This window comes from Halorarius halobius (genome assembly GCF_024298865.1).
Taxonomy (GTDB): domain Archaea; phylum Halobacteriota; class Halobacteria; order Halobacteriales; family Haloarculaceae; genus Halorarius; species Halorarius halobius.
The window spans coordinates 2,130,926-2,156,778 of record NZ_CP101161.1; the positions used below are offsets into that span (position 1 = coordinate 2,130,926).

Annotated in this window: 28 protein-coding genes; 10 read left to right on the forward strand and 18 right to left on the reverse strand. The window is 69.2% G+C overall.

The genetic code is table 11. The features are described from left to right. Positions 1-13 precede the first annotated feature (13 nt). On the forward strand, positions 14-2,302 hold the full coding sequence (locus tag NL112_RS11190) for a S8 family serine peptidase (protein WP_255148919.1): 2,289 nt from the start codon (positions 14-16) through the stop codon (positions 2,300-2,302). Between the two features lie 75 nt (positions 2,303-2,377). Here NL112_RS11190 and NL112_RS11195 read toward each other — a convergent pair whose 3' ends face one another. Then, entirely contained in the window at positions 2,378-2,782 is a 405-nt protein-coding gene (locus tag NL112_RS11195; RefSeq protein ID WP_255148920.1) for a DUF4383 domain-containing protein, read from the reverse strand. 110 nt (positions 2,783-2,892) lie between these two features. Here NL112_RS11195 and NL112_RS11200 point away from each other — a divergent pair, with 110 nt between their 5' ends. Continuing rightward, on the forward strand, positions 2,893-4,119 hold the full coding sequence (locus NL112_RS11200) for an ornithine cyclodeaminase, nickel-pincer nucleotide-dependent (RefSeq protein WP_255148921.1): 1,227 nt from the start codon (positions 2,893-2,895) through the stop codon (positions 4,117-4,119). Here NL112_RS11200 and NL112_RS11205 read toward each other — a convergent pair whose 3' ends face one another. From NL112_RS11205 to NL112_RS11215, 3 genes are all read right to left on the reverse strand, one after another. Next, on the reverse strand, positions 4,120-4,413 hold the full coding sequence (locus NL112_RS11205) for a hypothetical protein (protein ID WP_255148922.1): 294 nt from the start codon (positions 4,411-4,413) through the stop codon (positions 4,120-4,122). 84 nt (positions 4,414-4,497) lie between these two features. Beyond that, on the reverse strand, positions 4,498-4,770 hold the full coding sequence (locus NL112_RS11210; RefSeq protein ID WP_255148923.1) for a DUF7553 family protein: 273 nt from the start codon (positions 4,768-4,770) through the stop codon (positions 4,498-4,500). 43 nt (positions 4,771-4,813) lie between these two features. Next, complete coding sequence (locus tag NL112_RS11215) at positions 4,814-5,200, reverse strand: universal stress protein (protein ID WP_255148924.1); 387 nt, start codon at positions 5,198-5,200, stop codon at positions 4,814-4,816. Between the two features lie 138 nt (positions 5,201-5,338). Here NL112_RS11215 and NL112_RS11220 point away from each other — a divergent pair, with 138 nt between their 5' ends. The 3 genes from NL112_RS11220 (at position 5,339) to NL112_RS11230 (ending at position 8,167) form a co-directional block, all read left to right on the forward strand. Next, on the forward strand, positions 5,339-6,658 hold the full coding sequence (locus NL112_RS11220) for a phosphoribosylamine--glycine ligase (RefSeq protein ID WP_255148925.1): 1,320 nt from the start codon (positions 5,339-5,341) through the stop codon (positions 6,656-6,658). A gap of 270 nt (positions 6,659-6,928) precedes the next feature. Continuing rightward, positions 6,929-7,882 (forward strand): phytoene/squalene synthase family protein, encoded by a 954-nt coding sequence (locus tag NL112_RS11225; RefSeq protein WP_255148926.1) that lies wholly within the window; start codon positions 6,929-6,931, stop codon positions 7,880-7,882. 87 nt (positions 7,883-7,969) lie between these two features. Beyond that, positions 7,970-8,167 carry a hypothetical protein gene (locus tag NL112_RS11230; protein ID WP_255148927.1) on the forward strand — a complete coding sequence of 66 codons (198 nt, stop codon included), beginning with the start codon at positions 7,970-7,972 and terminating at the stop codon, positions 8,165-8,167. Positions 8,168-8,221: 54 nt separating this feature from the next. Here NL112_RS11230 and cruF read toward each other — a convergent pair whose 3' ends face one another. The 3 genes from cruF to crtID are packed head-to-tail and all read right to left on the reverse strand — an operon-like array spanning position 8,222 to position 11,461. After that, entirely contained in the window at positions 8,222-9,109 is an 888-nt protein-coding gene (gene cruF, locus NL112_RS11235) for a bisanhydrobacterioruberin hydratase (RefSeq protein WP_255148928.1), read from the reverse strand. Then, on the reverse strand, positions 9,102-9,980 hold the full coding sequence (locus NL112_RS11240; RefSeq protein WP_255148929.1) for a prenyltransferase: 879 nt from the start codon (positions 9,978-9,980) through the stop codon (positions 9,102-9,104). The genes cruF and NL112_RS11240 overlap by 8 nt, the downstream gene beginning before the upstream one ends. Continuing rightward, positions 9,977-11,461 (reverse strand): bifunctional phytoene desaturase/3,4-desaturase, encoded by a 1,485-nt coding sequence (gene crtID / locus NL112_RS11245; protein ID WP_255148930.1) that lies wholly within the window; start codon positions 11,459-11,461, stop codon positions 9,977-9,979. Before crtID ends, NL112_RS11240 begins: the two co-directional genes overlap by 4 nt. A gap of 112 nt (positions 11,462-11,573) precedes the next feature. Here crtID and NL112_RS11250 point away from each other — a divergent pair, with 112 nt between their 5' ends. The 3 genes from NL112_RS11250 (at position 11,574) to NL112_RS11260 (ending at position 14,023) form a co-directional block, all read left to right on the forward strand. Next, positions 11,574-12,347: a plastocyanin/azurin family copper-binding protein gene (locus tag NL112_RS11250; RefSeq protein ID WP_255148931.1), complete on the forward strand. Its 774-nt coding sequence runs from the start codon at positions 11,574-11,576 to the stop codon at positions 12,345-12,347. Between the two features lie 69 nt (positions 12,348-12,416). After that, complete coding sequence (locus NL112_RS11255; RefSeq protein ID WP_255148932.1) at positions 12,417-13,100, forward strand: SDR family NAD(P)-dependent oxidoreductase; 684 nt, start codon at positions 12,417-12,419, stop codon at positions 13,098-13,100. A gap of 68 nt (positions 13,101-13,168) precedes the next feature. Next, entirely contained in the window at positions 13,169-14,023 is an 855-nt protein-coding gene (locus NL112_RS11260; protein ID WP_255148933.1) for a ZIP family metal transporter, read from the forward strand. Between the two features lie 2 nt (positions 14,024-14,025). On the opposite strand, the gene NL112_RS11265 is transcribed toward NL112_RS11260, so the two are convergent. The 3 genes from NL112_RS11265 to NL112_RS11275 are packed head-to-tail and all read right to left on the reverse strand — an operon-like array spanning position 14,026 to position 16,479. After that, a complete protein-coding gene (locus tag NL112_RS11265; protein WP_255148934.1) occupies positions 14,026-15,426 on the reverse strand; it encodes a carotenoid oxygenase family protein in 1,401 nt (466 codons plus the stop codon). Between the two features lie 47 nt (positions 15,427-15,473). After that, on the reverse strand, positions 15,474-15,950 hold the full coding sequence (locus NL112_RS11270) for a GNAT family N-acetyltransferase (RefSeq protein WP_255148935.1): 477 nt from the start codon (positions 15,948-15,950) through the stop codon (positions 15,474-15,476). A 40-nt stretch (positions 15,951-15,990) separates the two neighbouring features. Continuing rightward, positions 15,991-16,479 (reverse strand): GNAT family N-acetyltransferase, encoded by a 489-nt coding sequence (locus NL112_RS11275; protein WP_255148936.1) that lies wholly within the window; start codon positions 16,477-16,479, stop codon positions 15,991-15,993. 118 nt (positions 16,480-16,597) lie between these two features. Between NL112_RS11275 and NL112_RS11280 the strand changes: the two genes are divergently transcribed. After that, entirely contained in the window at positions 16,598-17,275 is a 678-nt protein-coding gene (locus NL112_RS11280) for a hypothetical protein (protein ID WP_255148937.1), read from the forward strand. On the opposite strand, the gene NL112_RS11285 is transcribed toward NL112_RS11280, so the two are convergent. The 8 genes from NL112_RS11285 to NL112_RS11320 all read right to left on the reverse strand — a co-directional run bounded on the left by NL112_RS11285 (position 17,270) and on the right by NL112_RS11320 (position 24,596). Next, complete coding sequence (locus NL112_RS11285; RefSeq protein ID WP_255148938.1) at positions 17,270-18,034, reverse strand: Nif3-like dinuclear metal center hexameric protein; 765 nt, start codon at positions 18,032-18,034, stop codon at positions 17,270-17,272. The genes NL112_RS11280 and NL112_RS11285 overlap by 6 nt on opposite strands. Before the next feature lie 39 nt (positions 18,035-18,073). After that, entirely contained in the window at positions 18,074-18,883 is an 810-nt protein-coding gene (locus tag NL112_RS11290; RefSeq protein ID WP_255148939.1) for an arginase family protein, read from the reverse strand. A gap of 5 nt (positions 18,884-18,888) precedes the next feature. Then, positions 18,889-19,266 (reverse strand): translation initiation factor IF-5A, encoded by a 378-nt coding sequence (locus tag NL112_RS11295; RefSeq protein WP_255148940.1) that lies wholly within the window; start codon positions 19,264-19,266, stop codon positions 18,889-18,891. 61 nt (positions 19,267-19,327) lie between these two features. Beyond that, entirely contained in the window at positions 19,328-19,552 is a 225-nt protein-coding gene (locus NL112_RS11300) for a hypothetical protein (protein ID WP_255148941.1), read from the reverse strand. A gap of 64 nt (positions 19,553-19,616) precedes the next feature. Next, the gene (locus NL112_RS11305; protein ID WP_255148942.1) at positions 19,617-20,678 is read right to left on the reverse strand and encodes an aminotransferase class I/II-fold pyridoxal phosphate-dependent enzyme; all 1,062 of its coding nucleotides are present in this window, start codon (positions 20,676-20,678) and stop codon (positions 19,617-19,619) included. 37 nt (positions 20,679-20,715) lie between these two features. Beyond that, positions 20,716-22,473, reverse strand: a complete 1,758-nt coding sequence (locus NL112_RS11310) for an Ig-like domain-containing protein (protein ID WP_255148943.1) — start codon at positions 22,471-22,473, stop codon at positions 20,716-20,718. A 102-nt stretch (positions 22,474-22,575) separates the two neighbouring features. Further along, positions 22,576-24,243: an ABC1 kinase family protein gene (locus NL112_RS11315; RefSeq protein WP_350356169.1), complete on the reverse strand. Its 1,668-nt coding sequence runs from the start codon at positions 24,241-24,243 to the stop codon at positions 22,576-22,578. Then, complete coding sequence (locus NL112_RS11320) at positions 24,240-24,596, reverse strand: Hsp20/alpha crystallin family protein (RefSeq protein WP_255148945.1); 357 nt, start codon at positions 24,594-24,596, stop codon at positions 24,240-24,242. Before NL112_RS11320 ends, NL112_RS11315 begins: the two co-directional genes overlap by 4 nt. A 93-nt stretch (positions 24,597-24,689) precedes the next feature. On the opposite strand from NL112_RS11320, the gene NL112_RS11325 reads away from it, so the two are divergent. After that, complete coding sequence (locus NL112_RS11325) at positions 24,690-25,565, forward strand: homoserine kinase (protein WP_255148946.1); 876 nt, start codon at positions 24,690-24,692, stop codon at positions 25,563-25,565. Positions 25,566-25,853 lie beyond the last annotated feature (288 nt).

Consider the following 25,853-nt stretch of genomic DNA (forward strand, 5'->3'; position numbering starts at 1 on the left):
ATGGGGTAGAGCAATGAGTCTGAACAGGCGCAGTTTCGTGAAAGCCGCCGGCGCCGCTGGCGCGGCGACGGCGTTCACCGGCTCGGCCGGTGCGGTCCCCGGAATCAGCGACGCTCTGGACGTCGACGGTGGGCTTCAGGAGACGCTGGTGGTGTTTCGCGAGCGGGACGACCGCTCCCTGCTCGACGCGTTCGACCTCCTGGAAGGGCGCTACGACTACGAGGAACTGCCGGTGACGTGGACGCATCTCGACGGCGACCAGATAGCGACGGTCGCGGAGGACGACCGCGTGCTCCACGTCTCCGACGCGTTCGAACTCGACTACTACAACGACGCCGAATCGCGCGAGGCGATGAGCGTCACCGAGGAGTGGAACGCCGACGAGCTGGGCTACCAGGGCGAGGGGTACGACGCCGTCGTCATCGACTCGGGTATCGACGGCTCGCATCCGGACTTCTCGGGCCGGGTCGAGTCCAACTACGAGTACGTCGACGAACCGCTGGGCGACCGCGACCCGGAGATGTGGGTCGACATCGGCCCCGGCGACTCGGACGAAATCGGCCACGGCCAGCACTGCTGTGGCATCGTCGCGGGCGACGGTGCCCAGTCCAGCGGCCAGTACCAGGGGATGGCGCCGAAGGCGCGGCTGTCCGTCTACTCGGTGTCGCAGGCCATCTACCTCCCCTATGCGGTCGGCGCGTGGGACCACATGATCGCCCGCAAGAAGGACGACAGCGTCGACTTCGACCCCGTCGTCTGTTCGAACTCCTACGGCGTCGCCCGCGGTAACGCGTACAACCCGCTGGACCCGCTGAACGTCGCCACCTGGGAGGCGTTCAACGCGGGCATCCTGCCGGTGTTCGCGGCGGGCAACGACGGCCCCGGCGACGGCACCATCTCGCGGTACGCGAAGGCGCCCCACGTGCTCGCAGTCGGTGCGGGCACCAAGGAGAAGAGCCTGACCGGGTTCTCCTCGCGGGGCCGCCCGGACGGCAATCACGACCGCAAGACCGCCTACGGCAATCTCTCGTCGTACATGGACCGGGTGTTCGCCGGGCGCGTCATCACGAGCGACGGAACGCTCTCGGGAACGGTGGGGCCGGGGGTCGACGGCTCGGCTGTGGGCGGCCCGGGCGCCTCCAGCGGGTCGAGCACCCACGAGCTACGGGTGCCGGACAACGCGGACCTGCTCGAAGGGTCGCTGTCGCTTCAGCCGGGCGGCCAGCAGGTGCAGGTGTCGTTCTACCAGGACCGCGACGGCGACGGCGAGCAGGAACTCGTCGCGCGGATGGGCGAAGAGCCCGTCTACATCCACAAGGACATCGCCGTGGACCTCGACGGCGGCGAGCCGCTCCGCGTGGAGTTCACGCCGAAGAACGCCGCCGCCGCACAGTACGAGTTCTCGTACACGCTGTTCGAGACCCGTGACGACGGCGACGCGGACCTCGACGAACGTCGGCCGGTGTCGCTGTTCCGGCCGGGCATCGTCACGCACGGCAACAGCGTGATGTCGACGTTCGACCCCGAGGACGCGCTCCGGCCACCGACGTCGACCGAGCCGTTCTACGGGCGCATCTCCGGCACGTCGATGGCGTGCCCGGCCGCCGCCGGCATCGCGGTGCTCGTCGTCCAGGCCGCCGAGGACGTGGGCCTTGAGTACGCCGGGCAGGCCGAGGTGGAGTCGACGGTGAACACGGCCGACTTCGGGCCGCTGTCGGTCATCAACACGCTGGAGGCGACGACGGAGACGAACGCCGACGCCGACTACACGCCCCACGATGCGGGCGCCGGCTGGGTCGACGCGGAGGCCGCCGTCGAGGCGGCAAAGCAGGGGCTCTCGTCGTTCGACGACGTGACGCTCGCCTCCGAGTCGACGCCGCCGCCGGTCGTCGACCTCTCGGTGCAGGGGACGCGAACCAGCGACGGCACCACCTTCACCGGCGGTCAGACCGACCAGGTGAAACTCACCGTCGACAGCGTCCCGACGAAGGGCGTCTCCGAGGTGCAGGTCATCGACCGGATACCGAGCGACTGGGACGTCAAAGAGGAGTTCTCCGACGGCGTCGAGACGGTCGAGGAGACGGACTCCGGCCAGGAGGTCCACTTCACCGGTTCGGTCGCAGTCGGCGACTCCGTGAGCTACTTCGTCGAAGCGCCGTCGGGCCCGCAGGCGACGGGGAGCTACACGTTCGGGTCGGCGAAGGCGTCGACGCCCGAGGGCGTCGACCTGACCGGTAGCGAGGAGACGACGTTCGGCGGCACCAAACGGAAGGTCGTCGTGGGCGTCGGCACGAACGCCTGACCCACGCCGGAAACCACGTTTCGCCGCCGACGGCACTGTCGGGACGCCGTACCGAAGAAGAGCGGCGCGTCGGCTCTAGCTGTCGCCGAGCGCGAAGCCGACCGCGAGGAACGCGACCGCAAGCGCGAGATGGAGGAAGTTGTCCGCCATGTTCAGCGCGATGAGGTTGGCGAACAGGTCGAACAGCACGAACCCGAGCACCGTCACCAGCAGGTAGACGACGCCCAGCGTCTTGTTGTACCCCTCGGCGAACTCGCCGCCGGCGTAGTAGCCCGCCGCCAGGCCCGCGACGCCCGACAGGAGGTGGATGGCGTCGTGCAGGTAGTTCCGGCCGAAGATGATGAGTTCGCCGCTCTGTCCGCCGAGCACCGGCCCGAGCACGCCCACGAGCGCGAGCACGGCGCCGAACAGCAGTGCGACCGTCACCTGGATGTTGCTCATACCGCCCGAATCCGTCGCCGTTGCGGTGGCCTCTGACATGGTCCGGTCGCAGGTGCCCGTCGTCCGGTGGTAAACGTTGTCCCAAATGTTACCGCATTCCCTCCCTACAGTCCCGCAACCGACTTACCGAGCGCCGGCCATTCGCCGGTATGACAGTCTCCCGCGTGGTCGAACTCGAGGGCCACATCATCGACTCGGGGATGATGCAGGCGGCGTTCGGCATCGTGATGGACATGGGCGGCGACTTCGACGTCGAGCAGTTCGACGTGGGGAAACACAAAGAGGCGCAGTCGTACGCGCGGATGCGGGTGTTCGCGGAGGACGAACCGACGCTCCAGAGCATCGTCCACGAACTCCACCAGAACGGCGCGAATCCGGTCGACCCGACGGACGCGGAACTGACGCCCGCGCCCGCCGACCAGGTCGTCCCGGACGGGTTCTACTCGACGACGAATCACCCGACGCAGATACGCTACGACGGCGAGTGGGTCGAGGTCCAGAACATGGAGATGGACTGTGCGGTCGTCGTCGAGGACGGCGAGTCGCCGACCGCGTACACGAAGGTCCTCAACGCCATCGAGGAAGGGGACCTCGTGGTGACGGGCGAGGCGGGCATTCGGGTCAAACCACCCGAACGACCTCGCGACGACGAGGGCGCGTTCGGGTTCATGCAGGGTGGCGTTTCCGCCGAGCGACCCTCGGAGACGACCATCAAGCAGGTCGCGGAGGCCATCGACGAGGTGAAACGCGAGGACGGGAACGTGCTGGTCGTCGCGGGGCCGGCGCTCATCCACTCCGGGGCACGCGAGGCGCTCGCCCGCCTCGTCCGCGAGGGGTACGTCGACGGGCTCTCGGCCGGCAACGGCTTCGCCGTCCACGACATCGAGCGCGACCTCTACGGCACGTCGCTGGGCGTCGACACCGAGACGCTCGACCACGCCCGAAAGGGCCACAAACACCACATCTACACCATCTCCGAGATAATCCGCGCCGGGAGCATCCCCGACGCCGTCGACGAGGGGCTGGTCGAGTCGGGCGTGATGTACGAGTGCGTGACGAACGACGTGCCGTACGTGCTCGCCGGCTCCATCCGCGACGACGGCCCCCTGCCGGACACCATCACCGACGCCATCGAGGCGCAAAACGCCATCCGCGAGCAGGCCCACGAGGCCGACATGGTGCTGATGCTGTCGACGCTTCTCCACTCGGTCGCGGTCGGCAACTGCCTCCCGTCGACGACGCGTGTGGTCTGTGTCGACATCAACCCGGCGACGGTCACGCAACTGCTGGACCGCGGGAGCGCGCAGGCCGTCGGGATGGTGACCGACATCGGGACGTTCGTGCCGTCGCTGGCGGAGAACCTGCTCGACGAGTAGCTACTCCCGGTCGGTGCGTTCGGCCTGTTCCTGTATCTCCTCGACCGCCTTCGCCTGCTCCTCGCGGGCGATGCCGCCCGACTCCGCGTAGCGGCCGGTGCGTTCGCCCGACGAGGTGAACCCCCACACGTCGCCCTCGCCGGAACTGCCGCGCCACTGCACGAGGAGGCCGGCGGCGACGAGCACGAGCACCGCGACTGCCGCGCCCGGAGCGGGACCGAGCACCTGGACCAGGCCGGCCCCTGCCCCGAGCGAGAGGGCCACGAGGACGGCGACCGCGCCACGTCGGACCATGTTCTGTCTCGTGGCTCCTCCGGAAAAAGCGTGGCCTCGGCGTTCGCCGCCCGCCGCGCGTCGCGGGGCGTCCACGGCGTGGCGCTACACGCCCTCGACGGTCTCGCGGTAGCGGACGACCTCCTCGTGGGCGCGCTGTATCTGCTCGCTGGCGGCCTCGTTCACCTGCTCGTTTACCTCGTCGAGGATGTTCTCGATGCGCGCCAGGCGGCCGTGGTCCGGACCGCGGTCCCGCTCCGCGAGCGTCCGGAGTTGCTCCGCGAGGTCGCGGAGTCGCTCGGCCGCCGCCCCGTCGTCCGCCTCCTCGGCGGCCCGCTCCGCCATGTCGCCGGCCACGCGCAACCAGTCCTGACTCATGGTGACACGTTGACCGGGCGTCGTCAAAACAGTTCGGTCGCCGTCAGTCGACCAGCGGCACCGTGACGACCGGGATGGGCGTCTCCAAAAGCAGGTCCTGGGCCGTCGACCCGAACAGCATCTTGCCGGTCGGCGACCGCTTGCGGATGCCGATGACGAGTTCGTCGGCCTCGTGCTCCTCCGCGAACGTGAGCATGTCCTCCTGGGGGCTGTTCCCGCGGACGAGCTGGTGGCTCTCGGCGCCGACGCCGTCCTCGAGCACCTCCAGCGCCTCCGTCCCCTCCAGGACGTCCTCGTCGCTGGTACTGTCGCCGCCCCGCAGGGAGTTCACCGCGTATACGGTGTCGCCGTCCTCGATGCGCCCCTCGAGGTACGCGAGCAGTTTCTCGCTCGTCTCCACGCCGTCGGTTCCTACGATGTACGTCGTCATACGGGTCGTTCTGTCGCTCCGGCGAGATAAAAGTATCTCCCCCGGCTCCCGGTGTCTGGGAACCGGCGCCGCCGTCGTCGGAGCGAGTCCCTCCGGCCCGCGCCGACCACTTTTGTCGTCGACCGTCATACTGGTCGCATGGACGCCAGAAACTTCCTGTTCTGTTCGCTCGACGCGGCGCTCGTCGGGGACCTCGCGTGGCACGTCCACCAGGAAGGACACGACGTGAAGTACTACATCGAGGCCGAGGGCGACCGCGAAATCGGTGACGGCTTCGTCCCGAAAACGGACGACTGGCGCGCGGAGGTCGAGTGGGCCGACGTCGTCGTCTTCGACGACATCTGGGTCGGTTCGGACGTCGGGACGGGCCAACTCGCCCGGGAACTCCGCGAGCACGGGAAAGCCGTCGTCGGTGGCACGCCGAACACCGACCGCCTCGAGGACGACCGTGGCTACGCGATGGAAATCCTCGAACAGCACGGGGTCACCACCATTGAGCACCACATCTTCGAGAACTTCGACGCCGGCATCCAGCACGTCAAGGAGCATCCGGCTCCGTACGTCGTCAAGCCGCTCGGGGAGGTCCAGAACGTCAAGCGCCTGCTGTACGTGGGGAACGAAGACGACGGCAGTGACGTCGTGGACGTACTGAAGGCGTACAAGAAAGCGTGGGGCCACCGGATGAAGGGGTTCCAGCTACAGCGGAAAGTCGAGGGCGTCGAGGTCGCCGTCTGTGGGTTCTTCGACGGCGAGGCGTTCATCGACCAGGTGAATTTCAACTTCGAGCACAAGAAGTTGTTCCCGGGAAACATCGGCCCCTCGACCGGCGAGATGGGGACGTCGATGTTCTGGGCCGGGCAGAACAAACTGTTCCAGGAGACGCTCGGCAAACTCGAAGACTGGCTCGCCGAGGAGGGGTACGTCGGGAGTATCGACATCAACTGCATCGTCAACGAGAACGGCATCTACCCGCTGGAGTTCACGCCCCGGTTCGGCTACCCGACCATCGCCCTCCAGGAGGAGTCCATCGAGTCCTCGACGGCGGCGTTCTTTTACGACCTCGCACACGGGAACGACCCGGAACTGGAGGTCCACAACGGCTATCAGGTCGGCGTCCGCGTCGTCCTGCCGCCGTTCCCGTTCGACGACGAGAGGACGTACGACGAGAACTCCCGGAACGCCGCCGTGGTGTTTCAGACCGAGAGCCGGGAGGGAATCCACCTCGAAGACGCGAAGAAGGTCGACGGGCAGTGGCGCGCCGCTGGCGACAACGGGATGCCCATCGTCGTGACCGGCAAGGGCGACACCATGCACGCCGCGCGTGAGCAGGCGTACGGCCGCATCGACGACATCGTGATGCCGAACATGTACTACCGTGACGACATCGGCGAGCGGTGGATCGACGGGGACGGGGACCGCCTGCAGGCGTGGGGGTATCTCGGCCCCGCCGATAGCTAAACTCGACCCCGGAACCGGACGACTGCACCGGCCTCACCGTCCTCCCGGACACGCACTATCCCGGACACGCACTACCGTGACGAGAACGGCACGCGGTGGAGCGGTCGGCGGGCGACCGCCTGCTCGCCGAAGGATGTCTCCGACGTCGAGTCGCTCGGGCGAGCCAGTGTCCCGCTCCGGTGCCGTTCGCTCTCGACCGCTTTACGGGTGTTCTTACCGGTTCTCCCGCGAAGAATTAAGAACTCACGAACCGTACGTTCAGGCGACTGAATGGTCGACGATTCCCAGCTTGCTCGTAGCAAGTCCATCCACAAACAGACCGGGAAGACGTTCTACTACGGGACGCGGGTGCTTCCGACTCGGGTGCGCGAGGCGACCTACGTGCTGTACGCGTTCTTCCGGGTCGCCGACGAGGTCGTCGACGACGCCGCGGGGGTCGAGCCAGCGGTCCAGCGGGAGGAACTCGACAGCATACGGGAGGCGGTGCTCGGGCGAACCGACACCGACGACCCGGTGCTGGCGGCGTTCTCCGAACTGCGCGAACGGTACGGTATTCCCGACGAGGAGGTGGAGACGTTCCTCGACGCGATGGCGACCGACATCGAGAAGAGCCGCTATCACAGCTACGAGGAACTGGAGGCGTACATGCGGGGGTCGGCGGCCGCGGTGGGCGTGATGATGACGTACGTGATGGAGCCGGACGACATCGAGGCGGCGTTGCCGCGGGCCCGCCGGCTCGGCGAGGCGTTCCAGATGACGAACTTCATCCGCGACGTGGGGGAGGACATCGCGGAGCGGGACCGCATCTACCTCCCGCTGGACACCGTCGAGTCGTTCGGTGCCACCGCCGCCGACATCGAGAACCGGGAGCCGACCGAGGGGGTTCGCCGCGCCATCGAGTCGGAACTGCGCCGCACCGAGCGGCTCTACCGCGAGGGGGTGGCCGGCATCGAGTACCTACCCGAGGACTGCCAGTTCGCGGTGCTTGTCGCGGCGGTGCTGTACGCCGACCACCACCGGCTGTTCCGCGAACGCGACTACGACACCGTGACGGCGACCCCGGAGCTGTCGCGCCGGCGCAAACTGTCGCTCGTCGTTCGGACCCGGTGGCACTGGGCCTGGAACAAGGACCCCGAGGCCGTCTTCGCGAAGGTGTCGGCCATCCCGTACGGCGACGCCTCGCTGTCCGGTGCGGAGCCGGGGGCACCGTCACCCGCACGGTGACTCGCCTCGGGGTAGCGGACGCGTACTGACCGTCGCTCTCACGGTAGCGAGCGGATACTTTCCCCCTCGTTCGGCGTCGGGTCGCGTATGGACCCCATCGACGAACTGCTCCTGCCGGCGACGGCGCTGGTGTTCGTGGGCGCCGCGCTCGTCCACGTCGCGGCGGGCGCACGCGTCGACGCGCCGCTGGCGTTCGGACTCGACGCGTTCACCTGGCTGGGTGTCGCGTATCTCGGTCTCGGAAGCGCCGTCTCGGCGGTGTACGCCCGCGGCCGACGTGGCTGATGGGCCACGCGGGGTCGTCTTCCTCGAGCGCCGGCCGTCCCGTCCGGCACCGCGTCACCGGGCCGCCCGCTCCAGCCACGGCGGCGGCGGCACGTCGAACCGGTCGGTCTGCCACAGCCCCAGTCCGAGCAGGGCCGCCAGCGCAACCGGCACCCACTGGCCGAAGTAGGCGTTGACGGCGCCCCACAGCACCACGAACGACACCATGTCGTCGAGCATGAACTCGCAGGCGTCGAGCCGTCCTCGGAGCCCCGCCCACGAGAACGCCCAGTCGAGACAGGCGACGGCCACCGTCGCGGACAGCACCCACCCCGCGAAGTTCGAGTAGGGCACGCCGTAGAACGCTCCGGCGGCGTCGTACGGCCAGACATCGAGGGCCGCGGTGCCGAGTTCGTAGTTCCAGAACCCGAGCGCGACGGCCCCGGGGTCGAGCACCAGGTCCATCAACAGGACGGTACCGACGACGGCAGGGAGGCGGACCGCCGCCGTCTCCGCGCGGTCGCCGAGCAACAGCAGACACAGCAGGTAGGCGTTCACCACCAGCGGGATGAAGAACACGGGGAGACCGAGCGGTACCTGCCCGAGTAGCATCGGTCCGAGGTCGACCCCGTACTCGAAGGGGCCATAGGGGAGGCCGGTCGTCGTCCCGACGTACTCGATGGCGTAGGCGTACCCCGTCAGGAGTCCGAGCCCCGCGGCCGCCTTCCGGCCGACCAGCGGCACGAGGCCGGCTATCAGCGGCAGGCGCATCACGAGCGTCCCGAACAGCACGAGATACGGGTTGAAGTTCAGCGGCGCCGGCAGCAGCGACTCGGCGCTCGCCGTGAGAAGCACCGCGCCGAACGCCGGGAACACGACCGCGATGGTGAAGCGGTTCTCCGCGACCAGCCGGTCGAGGCGCGCCTCCACTCGGCTCCGTGCCGGAAGTGCGACCTCAGCCATACAGCATCACCCACAGCGCCCCCAGCGTCAGGGCCATCCCGGCGAGCGTGTTGAGGGCGGGGAACCACCAGTACGCCCGGTCGACGGTCACATCGGAGAGCGCGACCCCGGCGACGAAGACGGGGTAGACGGCGAGCACCGCGCCGAGGAAGGGGTGGACCAGCGCGAACGCCGCCGCGGCGAGGAGCCATACGAGCCCGCAGTAGAGGTACGTCCGGCGCTCGCCCAGCAGGGTCGCCGTCGTCCGGATGCCCGCCTCGCGGTCCGGGTGGATGTCGGGGATGGCGGAGAACGTGTGCATCGCCATCGCCCACAGCCACGCGCCGGCGACGGCGAGCGTCGGCGGGAGTCGCCCCGCGACCGCGGTGTAGGCGACGACGCCCGGGAGGACGTACAGCCCGTTCGAAGCCGAATCCAGCAGGGGCGTCGTCTTGAACCGGAGCGGGGGCGCGGAGTACTCGGCACCGAGCAGGAGGAACCCGACCATCGCGACGGCCCCGGTCGGCGGGAGGACGGGCAGGAACGCCAGCCCCAGCAACGCCGAGAGGACGACCGCGGCCGGCACCGTGCGGTCGCCGCGGTAGCGCACCTCCCGGTCGTCTTTCTTCGGGTTGTCTGCGTCCACGTCGCGGTCGAAGTAGTCGTTGACGCCGTAGAGAAACACGTTCGCCGGGACGAGGAAGTAGGCGAACAGCGCGACTGCGAGCGGCGAAAACAGGTCGGCGGGCGCGCGGGCGGCGTACGCCACCCCGACGACGACCGGCCCGGCGAGATACAGCCAGAAGCGCGGACGCGACATCCGGAGCAGGTAGCCCGAGCGGGTGTCGCGGGCGGGAAGCAGGCGGTCCAGCGCCGGGGCGTCGTCGGTCATTCGTGGTCGTCGACGACCGCGTCCGCGGTGTGCTGGCCGGCGATGAGACACATCGGGACGCCGATGCCGGGCGTGGTGTACGACCCCGTGAAGTAGAGGCCGTCGACCTGCTTCGAGCGGCGGTCCGGCCGCAGGATGGCGGTCTGTCGGAGCGTGTGGGCCATCCCGAGTGCGGTCCCCTTCATGGAGTTGTAGCGGTCGGCGAACTCGGAGACGGAGAACTGCTCCTCGAAGACGATGCGGTCGCGCAACTCGACGCCGGTGTTGTCAGCGAGGTCGTCGAGGACGCGCTCGCGGTAGCGCTCGCGGGTCGCGTCGTCGTCGTCCAGGCCGGGGGCGATAGGCACGAGCACGAACAGGTTCGAGTGGCCGTCGGGCGCGACGCTGTCGTCGGTTGCCGACGGGACACAGACGTAGTAGGCGGGGTCGTCGGGCCACGCCGGGTCGTCGAATATCTGCTCGAAGTGGGGGTCCCAGTCTTCGGGGAGCACGAGCGTGTGGTGTTCCAGCGGGTCGACGTCGCCCTCGACGCCGAGATACATGAGGAACGCCGACGGCGCGTAGGTGCGCGACTCCCAGTAGTCGGCATCGTAGCCCCGTTCGTGCTCGGGGAGGAGGTCCTGCTCGGTGTGGGCGTAGTCCGCATCCGAGACGACGAGGTCGAACCGGTCGCGGCGCCCACCCGGGAGTTCTAGTTCGAACCCCTCGCGTCGGCTGATTATCTCGCTCACCGCGGCGTCCGTCTCGTAGTCGACGCCGAGTTCCTCGCCCAGCGCGACGACGCCGTCGACGACGGCGCCGATGCCGCCCTCGGGGTAGTAGACGCCGAGGTTGAAGTCGACGTGGCTCATCATGTTGTACAGCGCGGGCGTGTTCTTCGGCGACCCGCCGAGGAACACGAGCGTGTACTGCATTATCTGCTGGAGCTTCGGGTTCTCGAAGTAGTCCGCGACGTAGTCGTCCATCGTCCCCAGCAGTTGGAGGCCGATGGGTGCCGCCCGCATCACGTCGAGGTCGACCCAGTCGCGCAGGCGGGGGCGGTCCTCGTAGACGAACTGGTTCATCGCCACCTCGTAGTGGGTCTCGGAGGTGTCGAGATACTCCCGCAGGCGCTGGCCCGCCCCCTCCTCGTACGACTCGAACGTCTCGACGTTCGCCTCGACGTCCGGCTTCATGTCGACGCGGTCGCCGTCCTTGAAGAAGATGCGGTAGTGGGGGTCGAGCCGCTGGAGTTCGTAGTAGTCGGACGGCTCCCGGTCGAAGTGGCCGAAGAACCGCTCGAACACGTCGGGCATCAGATACCACGACGGGCCCATGTCGAACTCGAACCCGTCGGCTTCGAGGCGGGAGGCCCGGCCCCCCAACTGCTCGTTCTTCTCGAGGACGGTCACGTCGGCACCGGCGTCGGCCAGATAGCAGGCCGTCGACAGGCCGCCGAACCCGCCGCCCACCACGGCTATCGACGTTCCGGACAGCGACATACCCGGACGCAGGGGCGCCACCTCGAAAAGTCCACGGAAAGCGGGGTTCCCAGTCACTGGGAATCCGCCCCGCCCCTTTTTCCCTGCCGCGAACACGTTCGGAGCGTCGCCAATGAACCGACGCACTGCCCTCCAGGCCACCGGGGTCGCCCTCGTCGGCGGCCTCGCCGGCTGTACCGCCCTCGGAACCCGCTCCGACACTACCCCGCCGACCGACTCGCCGACCGACTCGCCGACCGACTCGCCACCGGACCCCGACGCGACCGTCTCCGTGGGGCCGGGCGGCGACCTCGTGTTCACGCCAGGTACCGACGAGCCCCTACGCGTGGAGACGGGCGCGACCGTCGCGTTCCAGTGGGGCTCCGACGCCCACAACATCGTGGTCGACTCCAAGCCCGACGGCGCCGACTGGGGCGGGACGCCCGGCGGCGCCGGCGACCTGTACGACGCGGGCTACCGCTACGTCCACACGTTCGACGTCCCGGGCCGCTACGAGTACGTCTGTGCGCCCCACGAGACGGCCGGGATGGTCGGCACCCTCGTCGTCGGGCAGACGCCGACGCCCGACCCCTCGCCGACGCCGGTCGAGGACCCCACCGTCACCGTCGGTCCCGGCGGCGATCTGGTGTTCTCGCCCGCACACGTCACCGTCGAGACGGGCACGACCGTCACCTGGCGCTGGGAGTCGGATTCCCACAACGTCGCCGTCGACTCACAGCCCGACGGTGCCGACTGGCAGGGGACCGACGGCGACCGCACGACCACGTACGACGACGACCACGTGTACGAGCACACGTTCGACGTGGCCGGCCGCTACGAGTACGTCTGTGTGCCCCACGAGTCGGTCGGGATGACTGGCACCGTCACCGTCGTCGACGCGGAGTGACGACCGGTCGGTGACGGCGGCGTCGGCCGCGACGGAAACGTCCTTGGGTCGCGGCGGCGTCGATGGGGTATGAACGTCGTCATCACGGGTGCGAGCCGCGGCATCGGCGCCGCCGTCGCCCGCCGGTTCGCCCGCGAGGACGCACATCTGACGCTGTGTGCCCGCGACGAGGAGCCGCTGCACGAACTCGCCGCGGAACTCATCGACGCCGGCGCGTCGGTCACGACCCAGCGCGCGGACGTGCGCGACGAGTTCGACCTCGAGCGGCTGATGGAGACCGCGGCGCGGGAGGGCGGCCCAATCGACGCGCTGTTCGCCAACGCGGGCGTCTACCACGGCGACCCGGGCGAGACGCCGCTCGCGGAGGAGTCGTACACCGCGTTCGACGACCACCTGCGGACGAACGCCCGCGGCGCGTTCACCGCCATCCGCGAGGCCGTGCCCCACCTCGCAGAGGACGCCCGCGTGGTCGTCCCCTCGGGCGGCATCGCCCGCGATGCGCTCCCGGGGTTCGGCTCCTACGCCGTCTCGAAGGCCGCTGCCGAGGCCGTCGCCCGTCAGTTCGCCGCAGAACTGGACCGGACGGTCGGCGTCGTCGACCCCGGCCAGGTGGCGACCGACCTGACGGGCGGGGGCGGTCGGGACCCCGACGAGGTGGCCGAGATGTTCCACTGGGCCGTCACCGACGCGCCCGCCGACGAACTCGACGGCGACGTGGTGACGCTGGGCGACTGGAAGCGGGCGACTCGGTGAGTTGTTAACCGACTCGCGGGAGTTGTGAATCGGAGCACTTATTGTTAACTTCGAAAATTGAGTTAGTAATGTCGACGCGAACCCTCGGTGTGTCGGGACTCGGTCGGCTCTCCCTCGTTGGCGTGGCGGCGACGGTGCTGTTCGTCGCGCTGTCCGCGCTCGCAGTGGAGGCCGGACAGACGAAGGTGCTGGTGGTATCGTGGGTGGCGTTCGCCGCGATGGCGCTGTTCGCGGTGCCGGGCGCGCGGGCGGCGGGCACCCAGGATGCCCGCCGTCTCGTGTGGGGCTACGGGCTGGCCGCGGGCGCGATGGTCACCTCGGCGGCGGTGTTCCTGTTGCCGCAGGCGTTCGGCCTCGACGGGAAGGTCGGCGGGTTCGGCGTCGCCGCCGGCCTGCTCGTTGGGTACGGCGCTCACACGGTCGGGCACCGACTCAGCCACGTCGACGCGCCGTTCGACGACACCGCGCTCCAGATATCGGCACACGCGCTGTCGGCGGGGATCATCATCGGCGTCATCTACGCCGCGCTTCCCGAGTTGGGTCTGCTTCTGGGCTTGGCCATCGTCTCCCACAAGGGCCCGGCCGGCTACGCGGCCGCGCGTCGCCTCCGCAAGGGCGGCAAGCCGGTGTCGGTGCTGTTGCTCCCGGCGGCGGGCGTCGGGCTGACGGCCATCCCCGCGGCCATCGTCGACCCGGCGTTCACCGGTGCGACGAAGGCCGCCGTGTTCGGCTTCGCCGCCGGCGTGTTCCTCCACGTCGCCATGGACTTCCTGCCGGAGTGTGAGACGGGAAGCGAGGTGGGCGAGGTGGCAGAGCTGTCGGGCGACGCGCACGCCCTGCTCGACCGCCTCCGCGTTCACGCGGTCGTCTCGACGGCGCTGGGGGCGCTCGCGGTGTTCGGCGCGTGGCTCGTCGTCGCCTGAGTTCAGGACCGGTCGAAGAACCGGCCGTGGAACCCGAACGGGAGGTGGTGGGGAAGCGGCGCGCGCGCCAGTTCCTCCAGCGTCCTCGCGTCGAGCACGAGCAGGACGGTCCGTGACTGGGTGGTGTCGAGCGCGGGCGCGAGCACGACGCCGTCGTCCTCGCGGGTCGCGCCCGGCCGCTGGACCATCCGCGGTTCCTCGACGTAGAGTCCGCGCTCCCACCACTCGCGGGCCCGCCCGCGCCGGACGTCGACCTTGACGAGACCGTTCGCGCCGGTGCGGTCGGTCGCCTGCGCGTAGGCGTACCTGTACGGGCGGCCGCGAACCGGCCGGGGCACCGTCGGCAGTTCCAGCCCGCCGTCGTAGCGCCGGCTCCGGGTCACGTCGCCGCCGTCGAGGGGAACCCGGAGCCGGACCAGCCGACCCTGTGGGGCGTCGTCGTAGCCGCCCCGCTCCAGCGCGTCGAGCGACAGGTCCGCGACGATGGCGGCGTCCTCGAACGCGACTAGGTCGAGCACGACCGCCCGGCCGTCGAGATGCGCGTTCACGCTGTGGAACGTGAAGAACGGGTCGACCGTGGGGGAGGCGATGAGGGCCCCGGAGTCGCGGTCGACGACGAACAGCCGCGTCCCGGCGTCCGGGTTCCACGACAGCATCTCGAAGAACCCCTCCGTGAACGGCGACAGCGCCCGCAGGAGGTCGATCTCCAGCGGCGGCGCGACCACGACGACGTGCTCGCGGGTCGTGACGCAGTCGTGGACGTAGCGGGGCGTGTCGACCGCGACGCTGGCGATTGGTTCGCGGCGGTGCTGGCCGTCGGGGATGCGGAAGAGCTCGTAGCTGTGCGTCCGTCCGAACGAGGTGCCGAACCCGACTAGCTCGTCGCGGTGGTCGTCGCGGGTCAGGTGGGCCGTCGTCGTGTCGAGGTCGTCCTCGAACGCGAGTTCGCCCGTCGCCGTCAGGTCGTCGTCGAGCGTCACCCACCGGGGCACCTCCGTCAGCGCGGTGAGCGTCCCGTCGATGCGGGCGACGTGGACGTTCGCGTTGTCGGTCGGCTCGGGCGGGCCGAGTCGGCGGAGCCACCCCAGCGTCTTCGACAGCCCCGTCTCGTCGGTGGCGAACTGGCCGCTGGCGTCCCCGTCGAGCGCGTCCCGGTAGGCCTCGGTCCGGGGGAACGCGGTCGTCAGCCGGACGCGCCCGTCGGCGAAGTCGAACGCCCGGAGCATGGCGAGTCCGTCGAACCAGTGGGTGAACCGCTCGCCGCCGGCCTCGAATCGGCCCGGGCCGTTGCGGACGAGACGGCCGTCGAGCCACGACGGTATCTCCCCCTCGACCGGGAGCGGTTCGTCGACGAACTCCGCCGTCTGGGACCGGAACCCCAGCGTGGCGTCGTCGCTGGACACGGCGGGCTTCGGGTCGCCGTGTGCATGAGTGTTCGCCCACCGCGCCGTCACGCCAGCGGTTTCTCGTAGACGAGTTCCCGCGCGTCGTCGACGGTGTCGTCTCGCTCGCCGACCTGTTCGTACCCCCGTGCCTCGTAGAAGCCGCGACCGACGTCGTTCTCGGCGAGCACGACGAGGTCGACCCGGTCGGTGCCCGAGGCCCGTCCCTCCCGCTCGACGCGGTCGAGCAGTCGGGAGCCGACGCCCTCGCCCCAGCGGTCGGGGTCGACGTATATCGCCGCCAGGTGGAGGCTGTCGTCCCCCCGTCGACAGATGGCGTAGCCCACGACCGGGTCGCCGGCGACGAACACCGAGACGTCGCCGTCGCCGAGATACTCGCGTAATAGCTCCGGGGCGTACCACTCGTCGGTTCGCTCCGCCACGGTCGTCTCGCCGAGGATGTCGTCGTAGGCGGCGTGCCACGCGGCCGTCGCAACCGCACGAATCGGCTCGATGTCGTCCGCGTCGGCCTCGCGCACCTCCATGTTGGTAGCAAGCCCGTCCGCGGCCAAAGTGATTCCGCCCTCAGCCGTCGAGGCGCTTCTCGTAGCGCAGTTCCTCGACGTCCTCGGTGATGCTCTCCTCGCGCACGCCGACCTGTTCGTACCCCCGCGCCTCGTAGAAGCCACGGGCGCGTTCGTTGCCGTCGAGCACGACGAGTGCGACGCACTCGCGGTCACGGTCCCGGGCCTCCCGTTCGACCCGGTCGAGCAGGCGAGTACCGACGCCCTCGCCCCATCGCTCCGGGTGGACGTACAGCTGTGTGAGATACAGCGTGTCACCGCCCTCTGCCGGCCGGCAGGTCGCCTGTGCGACGAGAGGGTCGACGACGACGAACGTCGAGAGGTCGTGCTCGCGGTAGTTCTCCCGGAGCGTCTCGGGGTCGTTCGTCTCCGCGAGATGCGCTTCTACCACCTCCTCCCCGAGAACGTCGACGTACGCGCGGCGCCACACCGTCGCCGTCAGTTCACAGAGCGCCTCGGCCTCGTCGCCCCCGGCCTTCCGAACGTCCATGTGAGGGGTGAACCGCCTGGCCGGTATGGGTCTTGGGTCGTCGTGGTGCCCGTGGAGCCATCAAACGCCCGTTTGATGCTACGCGCGGCTTATGTTCCGAGCGCGACAACACCGAGGTATGCCCACCCGACGTTCCCTGCTCCGCGCGGCCGGTCTCGCCGGCGCCGCGGGACTGGCCGGCTGTACCGCCATCGCGGGCGACTCCGGGCCGCTTCCGGACCCCGGTGACGGCGGCACCCGGCCCTCGGACCGCGAGCACCCGCCGGATGCGACCCACCGGGCGACCGTCACGGCCAGCGACCCCGCTCCGGACCTTCCGGTCCGGCCGACCGTCTCGCTCGCGGACCCGTACGTCACCTCGGGGTCGCCGCCCGTGCTCCGGGTCGACGTCGAGAACCCGACCGACGGCCCCGTGACGGTCGGCGAGTACCGCTCGGTCGTGTTCCAGTACGTCGAGAGCGGCGACGGCCGACTCGTCTGGCTCCCCCACTCCGAGCGGTCCACGTCGGGCGAGCCGGACCGAACCACCCCGGACTACGAGACGGGTGGCGAGGGCTGTTGGCAACTCGACTCGCACGTCGCCGTCACGCTGGAGTACGGCACCGTCGAGATACCCGCCGGCGGGACGCTGACGGCGTTCGTCGGCCTCTACGCGACGCCCGACGCGAACGGCTGTCTCCCGACCGGCACTCACCGGTTCGAGGCGGCGTACAACGTGTTCCCGGACGGGGTGCCCGCCGGCGACGACAACCCGAGCGCGACGTGGGGGTTCGACCTCTCGCTGGCCGAGTTATAGCCCGGTCGGGTGCGAGAGGTACGTCGTCTCCAGCCCCCACTCGTCGGCGAGTTCCTGCAGGTTGCGGACGCCGAACGTCTCCGTCGCGTAGTGGCCCGCCAGGAACACGTGGATGCCCGCCTCCCGCGCCTCGTGGTAGGCGGGCTGTTTCCCCTCGCCGGTGACGAGCGCGTCGACCCCTTTCTCGCGGGCCTCGTCGAGCCAGTCGACCCCCGAGCCGGTGAGGACGGCCACGTCCTCTATCTCGTCGGGGCCGAACTCCAGCACCTGCACGTCCTGGCCACCGGTTTCGAGTTCCGAGAGCCGGTCACGTAGGCCGGCGGGCGTGTACATCTCGTCCGGCCGTGCCCGGAGGCCGACGGTGCCGGGGCCGTCGCGGCCGAACCCCTCGACGACGGAGAGGTCCAGATGCTCACAGAGGCCGGCGGCGTTGCCCAACTCGGGGTGGGCGTCGAGCGGGCCGTGGACCGCGTACAGCGCGAGGTCCTCGTCCAGAAGCGCTCGCAGGCGGTCGTACTCCTTGCCGGTGACGCGGTCGATGCCGCCCCACGAGATGCCGTGGTGGACGACCAGCACGTCCGCGCCGGCGTCGGCGGCCGCCTCGAACGTGGCGACGACGCCGTCGACGGCGAAGGCGGCGTGTTCGATCTCGGCCGACTCGGGGCCGACTTGTAGGCCGTTGACCGCGTAGTCCGCGCCCGCCCACTCGCCGACGTCGAGGCTGTCGTCCAGTCGCGCGGCGAACTCGGAGAGTTGCATGGGCGGGGCTCGGAGCGCGGAGGGGTTAGGCGCTTTCCCTCAGACCGTCCCGTCGGCGTGCGCGTAGGCGAACGCTCGGAGCAGTTTCCCCCCGAGGGCGGCGGCCTGCCCGTCGTCGCGGTCGTTCACCTCGACGCAGTCGAACGCGACGCAGTCGGGTGCGACCGCACGGACGACCTCGTGCATCTCGCGGGACGCGAGGCCGAACGGCTCCATCGTCCCCGTCCCCGGGGCGAATCCAGGGTCCGCGCCGTCGATGTCGACCGAGAGGTAGACGTCGCCGTCGAACGTCGGGGCCCAGTCGGCCACGTCCGCGGGGGGGACGACCGTGACGTCCGCTTCGCCTGCGCGGTCCCACTCGGCCTCGGAACCGGTGCGGGCGCCCAGGATGACGGCCTGGTCGGCCACGTCCAGCGCGTGTCTGGTCACGGTGGCGTGCGACAGCGGGTTGCCGTCGTACGCTTCACGGAGGTCGAGGTGGGCGTCGAGACAGACGAACACGTCCGGGTTGGCGGCGCGGACGCCGGCGACGGAGACGGTGTGTTCGCCGCCGACGAGAAGCGGGACCGTCGACTCGGCGTGGAAGTCGGCGAGCGTCCCTTCGAGGAAGTCGAGATAGTCGGCGGCGTCGTCCCACGCGCGGACGTCGCCGTGGTCGTGGACCGCGAGGTCGGTGAAGGAGCGACCGGTGTGGTGGTCGTAGTCGTCGAACGTGCGGGAGAACCGCCGCACGCGGTCGGGACCGAACCGGGTCCCGGGCTGGAAGGTGGTGGAGATATCCAGCGGCGCGCCGACGACGGCGTAGTCGGCCGCCTCGCGGTCGGCGGTCGCGCCCGGGAACCCGGCCATCCGCCTCAGACGACCTTGCGCTGGTCCTCGTACTCGAGGAACTCGATTTCGTCGTCGGGGGAGACCTCGATGTCGTCGGGGACGCGCATCGTGAACGTGTCGTACGTCTCGAGGTCCATTACCTGCATCTCGCCGCCGCTGGTGGAGACGACCTGGCCCTGCTTGCGCGTGATGATGGGGACCCAGACCTTCGCGTCGACGGGGTTCGTGAAGTTGCGCTTCTGGCCGCCGTCGAACACGCCCTTCCCCTCGACGCGCGCCTTCGCGCTCCCGTGCTTGCCGGGTTTCGAGGTGCTGTACGAGGTGATGACGCTGGGGACGTCCTCTATCATGACGTAGTTCCCCTCCTGAAGGTCACGAACTTCGGTCTGCTCTCTCGCCATGTGCGAGCCTTCCGTCCTTGTCGGTATAAACGGTTTGATACCGCCTGCGGGCGCCTGCCGGTCACTCGCGGCCGAACAGCCAGCCGCCGACCGTGGTGAGTGCCGCGCCGCTTGCCACCGGCGCGAGCACGAACAGCGGATGGTACGGCGCACAGCCGTCACAGCGCGCACCGGCCGCTTCGACGTGGAACCCAAGCCCCGTCAGCGCGAGGCCGACGCCGACGAGCAGGACACCCAGCGCCAGCAATCGGCCAGGGGGAACGGAGCGGAACGCGTCCTCGACCATACCCGATGTGTACACGCCACCGGATAAACCACCTCAGTAAGTTCAAAGAGCGGTTTGAGTGTACTCAGGCGTGGTGGGCGAGGAACTCGTCGACGCGGTCCAGCCCCTTCTCCAGCCGGTCGGTCGGGAGACCGAACCCGATGCGGAACCGGTCGGGGACGCCGAACGCGTCGCCCGGCGCGAGCACGACGCTCTGCGTCCGGACGAGCGACTCACAGAACGAGCGCCCGGTGGCGAACCCGTCGGGGACGGTGACGAACCCGTCGACGCCCGCCGGTTCGTACCAGTCGAGACCGTGCTCGTCGAGGAACGCCGCCACGCGCTGGCGGTTCTCGGCGGCCAACTCGCGGTTCCGGGCCAGTATCTCGTCCTCGCGGTCGATGGCCTGCCGGGCGACGTGTTGGCCGAACGTGGAGGGCGAGATGGTCGTGTAGTCCTTCCAGGTCGCGGCCGCCTCGGTCACCTCGCGGGGGCCGGCGAGCCATCCGAACCGACAGCCGGCGAGCCCGTGGCTCTTGGTCACCGACGACGTGGAGACGCCGTACTCGCCCATCGACGCCACCGGCGGTATCGGGTCCGGGTCGAGCAGGCGGTACACCTCGTCACAGAGCAGGTAGGTGCCGTTGTCCGCCGCCATCTCGTACAGCGCCCGGACCGTCGACTCGTCGAGATACTTTCCGGTGGGGTTGTTCGGGTTGTTCACCACGAGCACCGCCGTCTCCGGTCGGAGCGCCGCTTTCACGGCTTCGACGTCGAGGTCCCACTCCGGGGGCTGGAGGTCGACGGTCGTCACCTCGCCGAAGGCGTCGGGGACGCTGTACAGCGACTGGTACGTCGGCGTCACCGTGACCGCGTGCTCGCCCATCAGCGCCGCGAACGCGACGAAGTTCGCCTCCTGGGCGCCACACGTGCACAGCACCTCGTCGCCCCCACGGCCGTACCGCTCGCCGAGCGTCTCGCGGAACGCGGGGTCGCCCGCGGTCGGAATCACGTAGCCCAACTCGCCGGGGTCGGTGTCGAACTCGCTGGCGGGGAGCGCGCGAATGCCCGACTCCGCGAGCATGATGTCGGCGTCGGCCTCGAACCGGGCGAAGAACCGTTCGAGGTCGAACGGGTCGATGTCCATGCCCGTCCGTCGTCCGGCGAGGGGAAAGCCGTGGCGGTCAGGTGCTGGAGGCGTTGACCGTTACGCGGCCTGCCATGTGCTCGACGAACACCACCTCCGTCTGCGAGAGGTCAAGGTCGCTGAACGAGGAGTAGGGGTCGCCGCCGCCCCAGTCACAGCTGATGACACCGCAGTCCTCCCACTTGGTCGACGTGTAGCTCCCGGATTCGAGCAGGTCCACGCCATCGAAGTTGAGCGCGTCCTTCGACCTTCCGTTTTGCAATTTGCCTTCGAATATCTTTCTCGAATCATCCCAGCCGGGTTTCCGCTGCTCAATACGCACCTTCTTGATGTCACTCCCGTCCATCTGCCCGTTCCGATTCGTATCGACCAGAACGAAAACCACTCGATATATCTTGTTACCATTTCCATCGATTCTAAGCTGTCCCTGGAGGGTATCAGCGGGATTGTCCTCACAGTTCACATCCCCGAGCAGTCCGCCGAGCAAGCCGCCCGCGTCACCGATGAGCAGGCAGTCTTCCTCGGTGGTAGGAACCATCATCCCCTCGCTGATGACGAGCGAATCGAGCCCGTCCAGCCCGTGGCGCATCTGCCCGCTCGCGTAGACCGTCATCGGAAGGGTACCGCTGGCAGTGGTAGTGCCGACTGTCTCCGATGCAGATTTGTACTCTGGAGGGGGACCGCCGTCGATGCTGGCGGTCACCGTCGTCACGCCGAGTTTCGCGCCGGTGACGCTGAACGTCGCCCGCCCGTCGTCCGAGGTCGTGGTGGAACTGGTGGTCAGCGAGCCCGGTCCCGACTTCGTCAGGTCCACGTCGACCCCGCTGACGGGGTTGCCGAACCGGTCGCGGGTGGTCACCAGGAACGTCTGTCCGTCGTTCTCGGTCACCTCCCCGGCCGGTTGCATCGTGAGGTACGTCGCGGAGGGCGTCGTCGGCTGGTCGACCGTCACGTTCGAGACCCGCATCTTGTACGTCCCCTGCTCGAACACGATTTCTGCGTGGCCGACCGGCGCGTCCGGGCAGTTGGCGGCCTTCGGCTGGGTGGTGCCGAGACAGTACACCTCCACGCGGTCGACGTTGGCGTTGGAGGCGGCGACGGAGTCCCAGGCCGACTGCGACCGGACCGTCGGCACGCGGACGTGCGCGAAGTTCGGCGGCGACGGCGACTCGGTCACCTCGACGGTCCGGTACTCGGTGGTACTGCTGACCGCGCTGAACGAGAGGTCCACCGAGCGCCCGGACCGCTGGAGGTCGCCGCTCAACAGCGCGAGGTCGATACGGTCGCCGTCGACGACCTTCCCGCTCAGTCGGTGGGTGTAGTCGGCGTCCTTGGCCTCCTTCAGCGCGACGCCGTTGGCGAGGTAGAACCGCTCCTCGCCGTCGTAGTAGTTGTAGTTCGGCGCGAACTGGAGCAGTCGGGTGTGGTAGCTACGGGCCGTCCCATCCCAGTACTGGGCGTCAGTCGTCTCGAACCCGGAGAGCTCCACGCCGTACCGGTCCGTAGTCTCCAGGTTCCCGCCAGGTGGCTGGGCGTTGATGCCCAGCGCGCGGTCCGGGTAGGTCGGGCCAGCGGGGAGGGTACTGGTGGCGGGTGCGCCGGTCGATCCGACCTCCCCGACCGTCGACTGCAACTGCGTCAGTTCGGTCGCGGCCTCGGCGCTGTACTCGATCTCGGCCTCCTTGTTCTGGTGTGGAATCACGTCCGACTGGTAGATGGCGAACGTCGTCACTACCAGCGAGAACGCGAGCACGAACCCGAGTAGCTCGGAGGCGGCCCTCTCGTCGGTGAACACGCTTCCCCCGTACCGGACAACCCGGCCTCTCGCACCTATGGGTTCGCCCGGATTCAGACGGCGATTTAACTAGAACGTTTATTTAGGCCTCGAATGACAGGTTCACTCGTCGCGTCGCTGTCGGAGGTTCTGCCGGGTGAACTGCGGTTTCGCGCGGATGCCGGACTGGCCGCGGAACGACCGCCACAGCAGTCCGACGAGCAGGAGGGTGGCGCCCGCGCCGACGGCGGCCACCTCGACGGTGGCGAACGCGTACAGGAGCACCGTCGAGAACGCGGTGAACGCCAGCAGGATGCCGTAGATGAGCCGTGCCGCGAGACGGCGCGCAAGCGGGGGGTCGTCGGGGAGTTCTATCTCGACGGTCAGCTCCCCCCGGTCCATCGTGTCCAGCACCCCCTCCAGTTTCGGTGGAACGCGGAACAGCGACTGGGTGGTGCGGTTCATCTGCTGGCCGGCCTCTTCGATGGCCTCGCGGGCACCTTGCTCGATGTAGCCTTCCTCGCGGAGATACGTGGTCGCCACGTCGATGAAGTCGAAATCGGGGTCGAGCGTGACGCAGACCCCCTCCACGACCGTCGCGACCCGCAACACGAGCGCGAGGTTCGGCGGCAGACGGAGCGGGAACTCGTAGATGGTGTCCTCGACCTGCGAGACGATCTGCTGGACGCGGTACTGCTCGATGTCCTCGCCGCGGGCGTCCGCGATGGCCAGTTCCATCACCTCGCTCATCACCTCGCGGTCCGCTTCGGGGGAGAGCGTCCCCATCTCGACGAGCGTGTCGAGGATGGCGTCGGTGTCCTGCTGGGCGATGGCCATGTAGAACTCGACGATCTTCTCCTGGATGAACGGGTCCACCCGACCCGACATCCCGAAGTCGTAGAACACCAGCGTGCCGTCGTCCTGCACCGCGAGGTTGCCGGGGTGGGGGTCGGCGTGGAACACGCCGTCCTCGACGATCATCCGGAGGTAGGTGCGCTGGAGCGTCTCGGCCAGCGCCGTGCGGTCGATGCCGAGGGCATCGAGGTCGTCTATCTCGGATATCTTCGTCCCGGGGACGTACTCCATCGTGAGCACCCGGTCGGTCGACCGCTCGTCGACGACCGCGGGCACCCGGATGCCGCGTTCCTCGCGGAGGTTGCTTCCGATTTCCCGGAGCATCTCGCGTTCGCGGCTGTAATCCATCTCCTCGCGAATGACCTTGGCGAACTCGTCGGCCAGCGTCTTCATGGAGAACGACCGCGTCTCGTCGACGAACCGCATCAGCAAGGGGAGCGAGAAGCGGATGACCTTCAGGTCGGCCGCTACCAGTTCCTCGATGCCCGGCCGACGGACCTTCACCGCGACTCGTCTCCCGTCGTGTTCTGCGATGTACACCTGCCCGAGCGAGGCGCCGCTTATCGCCTCGGTGTCGAACGCGTCGAACGCCTCCTCGACGGGCCCCAGTTCGGCTTCGAGCACCTGCTGTGCCTCGGGCCACGGTGCCGGGGGGACGCTGTCCTGCAGTTGCTCGAACTCCTCGACGTACTCGGGGGGGAGGATGTCCGGGCGGGTCGACAGCAACTGCCCGAGTTTGATGAACGTCGGCCCGAGCGTCAGCATCGACTGCAACAGCGAGCGCGCGCGCTTGCGTCGCCGCTCGGAGGAGACCTGACGGGGGCCTCCGAACAGCAGGTACCTCCGGCGGTCGCGGGCGTACGCCAACAGCAGGGGGAGAAACTGGTACGCGACGACGACGAACCGCCGGTACGCACGGAGGACCGCCACGGTCAGGCGTCTTCGACGGGTACCCGCGTCCCTCCGGTAGCGGAGGACTTCGGAAGCGTGAGCGTCAGGACGCCGCGCTCGACCGTGGCCTCGGCGTCGTCCCCTGTCACCGTGGGCGGGAGCGGGATTTCGGCGTCGAGGAACAGCGAGCGGTCCTCCCGCAGGTAGCGGAACTCGGCGGGGAGCCCCTTCTCGCGGCGGGCCTCGATGCGGAGCCGGCCGCTCTCGACGGTGACATCGACCGTGTCGGCGCTCGCGCCCGGCAGGTCGAGAACGATGCGGTAGGCGTCGTCGCTCTCGAGCAGGTCCGCGAACACCGCTTCGGGCAACTCCCGCATCGCGTCGCGAAGCGCGCTCATGGCTCCTCGTACGGCCGGCCGGGCGAAAAAGCCCCCGGTACCGGCGGTGTGGCTTCGGGTAGCTTTATCGGGGGCCTCCCACTACGGGGAGGCATGTTGACCGTGCGGGCCCCGGCGACGAGCGCGAACCTCGGAAGCGGGTTCGACGTGTTCGGGGTGGCGTTCGAGCGGCCCGCAGACGTGGTGCGTGTCGAGAAGGCCGACCGCACGACTATCGAGGTGACCGGTGTCGGCGCTCAGTACATCCCCGAGGACCCCGAGAAGAACACCGTCGGCGCCGTCGCCGAGGCGCTCGACGCGCCCGCCCACATCCGGATAGACAAGGGCGTCCGCCCGGCGTCGGGACTAGGGTCGTCGGCCGCCAGCGCCGCCGGCGCGGCGGTTGCGCTCAACGAACTGTACGACCGCGGCAAGACGCGGGAGGAACTGGTCCCCATCGCCGCCGAGGGGGAGGCGGTGGTGTCGGGCGACGCCCACGCGGACAACGTCGCCCCCTCCATCCTCGGCGGGTTCACCATCGCTCGCTCCGACGGCGTCACGAACCTCCGGACGGACCTGCCGATGGTCGCCTGTCTCCCCGAGATCGTCGTCTCGACGCGAGACGCCCGCCGCGTCGTCCCCGACGGCGCGCGGATGGACGAGGTGGTGGAGACGGTGGGCAACGCCGCCACCCTCACCGCTGGGATGGCCCGTTCGGACCCCGGACTGGTGGGTCGGGGGATGGACGACCCCATCGTCACTCCTGCCCGAGCGGAACTCATCGACGGCTACGCCGCCGTCCGGGAGGCGGCGTTCGAGGCCGGCGCGACGGGCGTCACCATCTCCGGGGCGGGGCCGGCGGTGCTGTCGGTCTGTCGGGAGGGGACTCGCCGGAAGGTTGCGGCGGCGATGGTCGACGCCTTCGCGGACGCGGGTGTCGAGGCCCGCGCCTACCAGACCCGAGTGGGGGACGGCGCGCGGGTGTACTGACCGGTGTGGCGAGCAGGCGGGACGGTCCGCTCGTTCCCGGCCGGTGTCCCACGCTACAGCCTCGTGCGACCGGGGCGACGGTTACGTCACGGGACCGGTGGCCGCGGTTTCCGTGATAAGGTTCGGGGTGGAGCGTCTGCTTTGCGACCTCCGTGCCGGGTTCGGTGTCGACTGCGCTCGGATTCACCCCGCCGTTGGCGCCGATATTGCTCTGACGGGTGGTTCCGGTCGACGCCGCCGTCCGCCCGTGCGCTTAAACACCCGGGCACTCACCCCGCAACGCTTTAA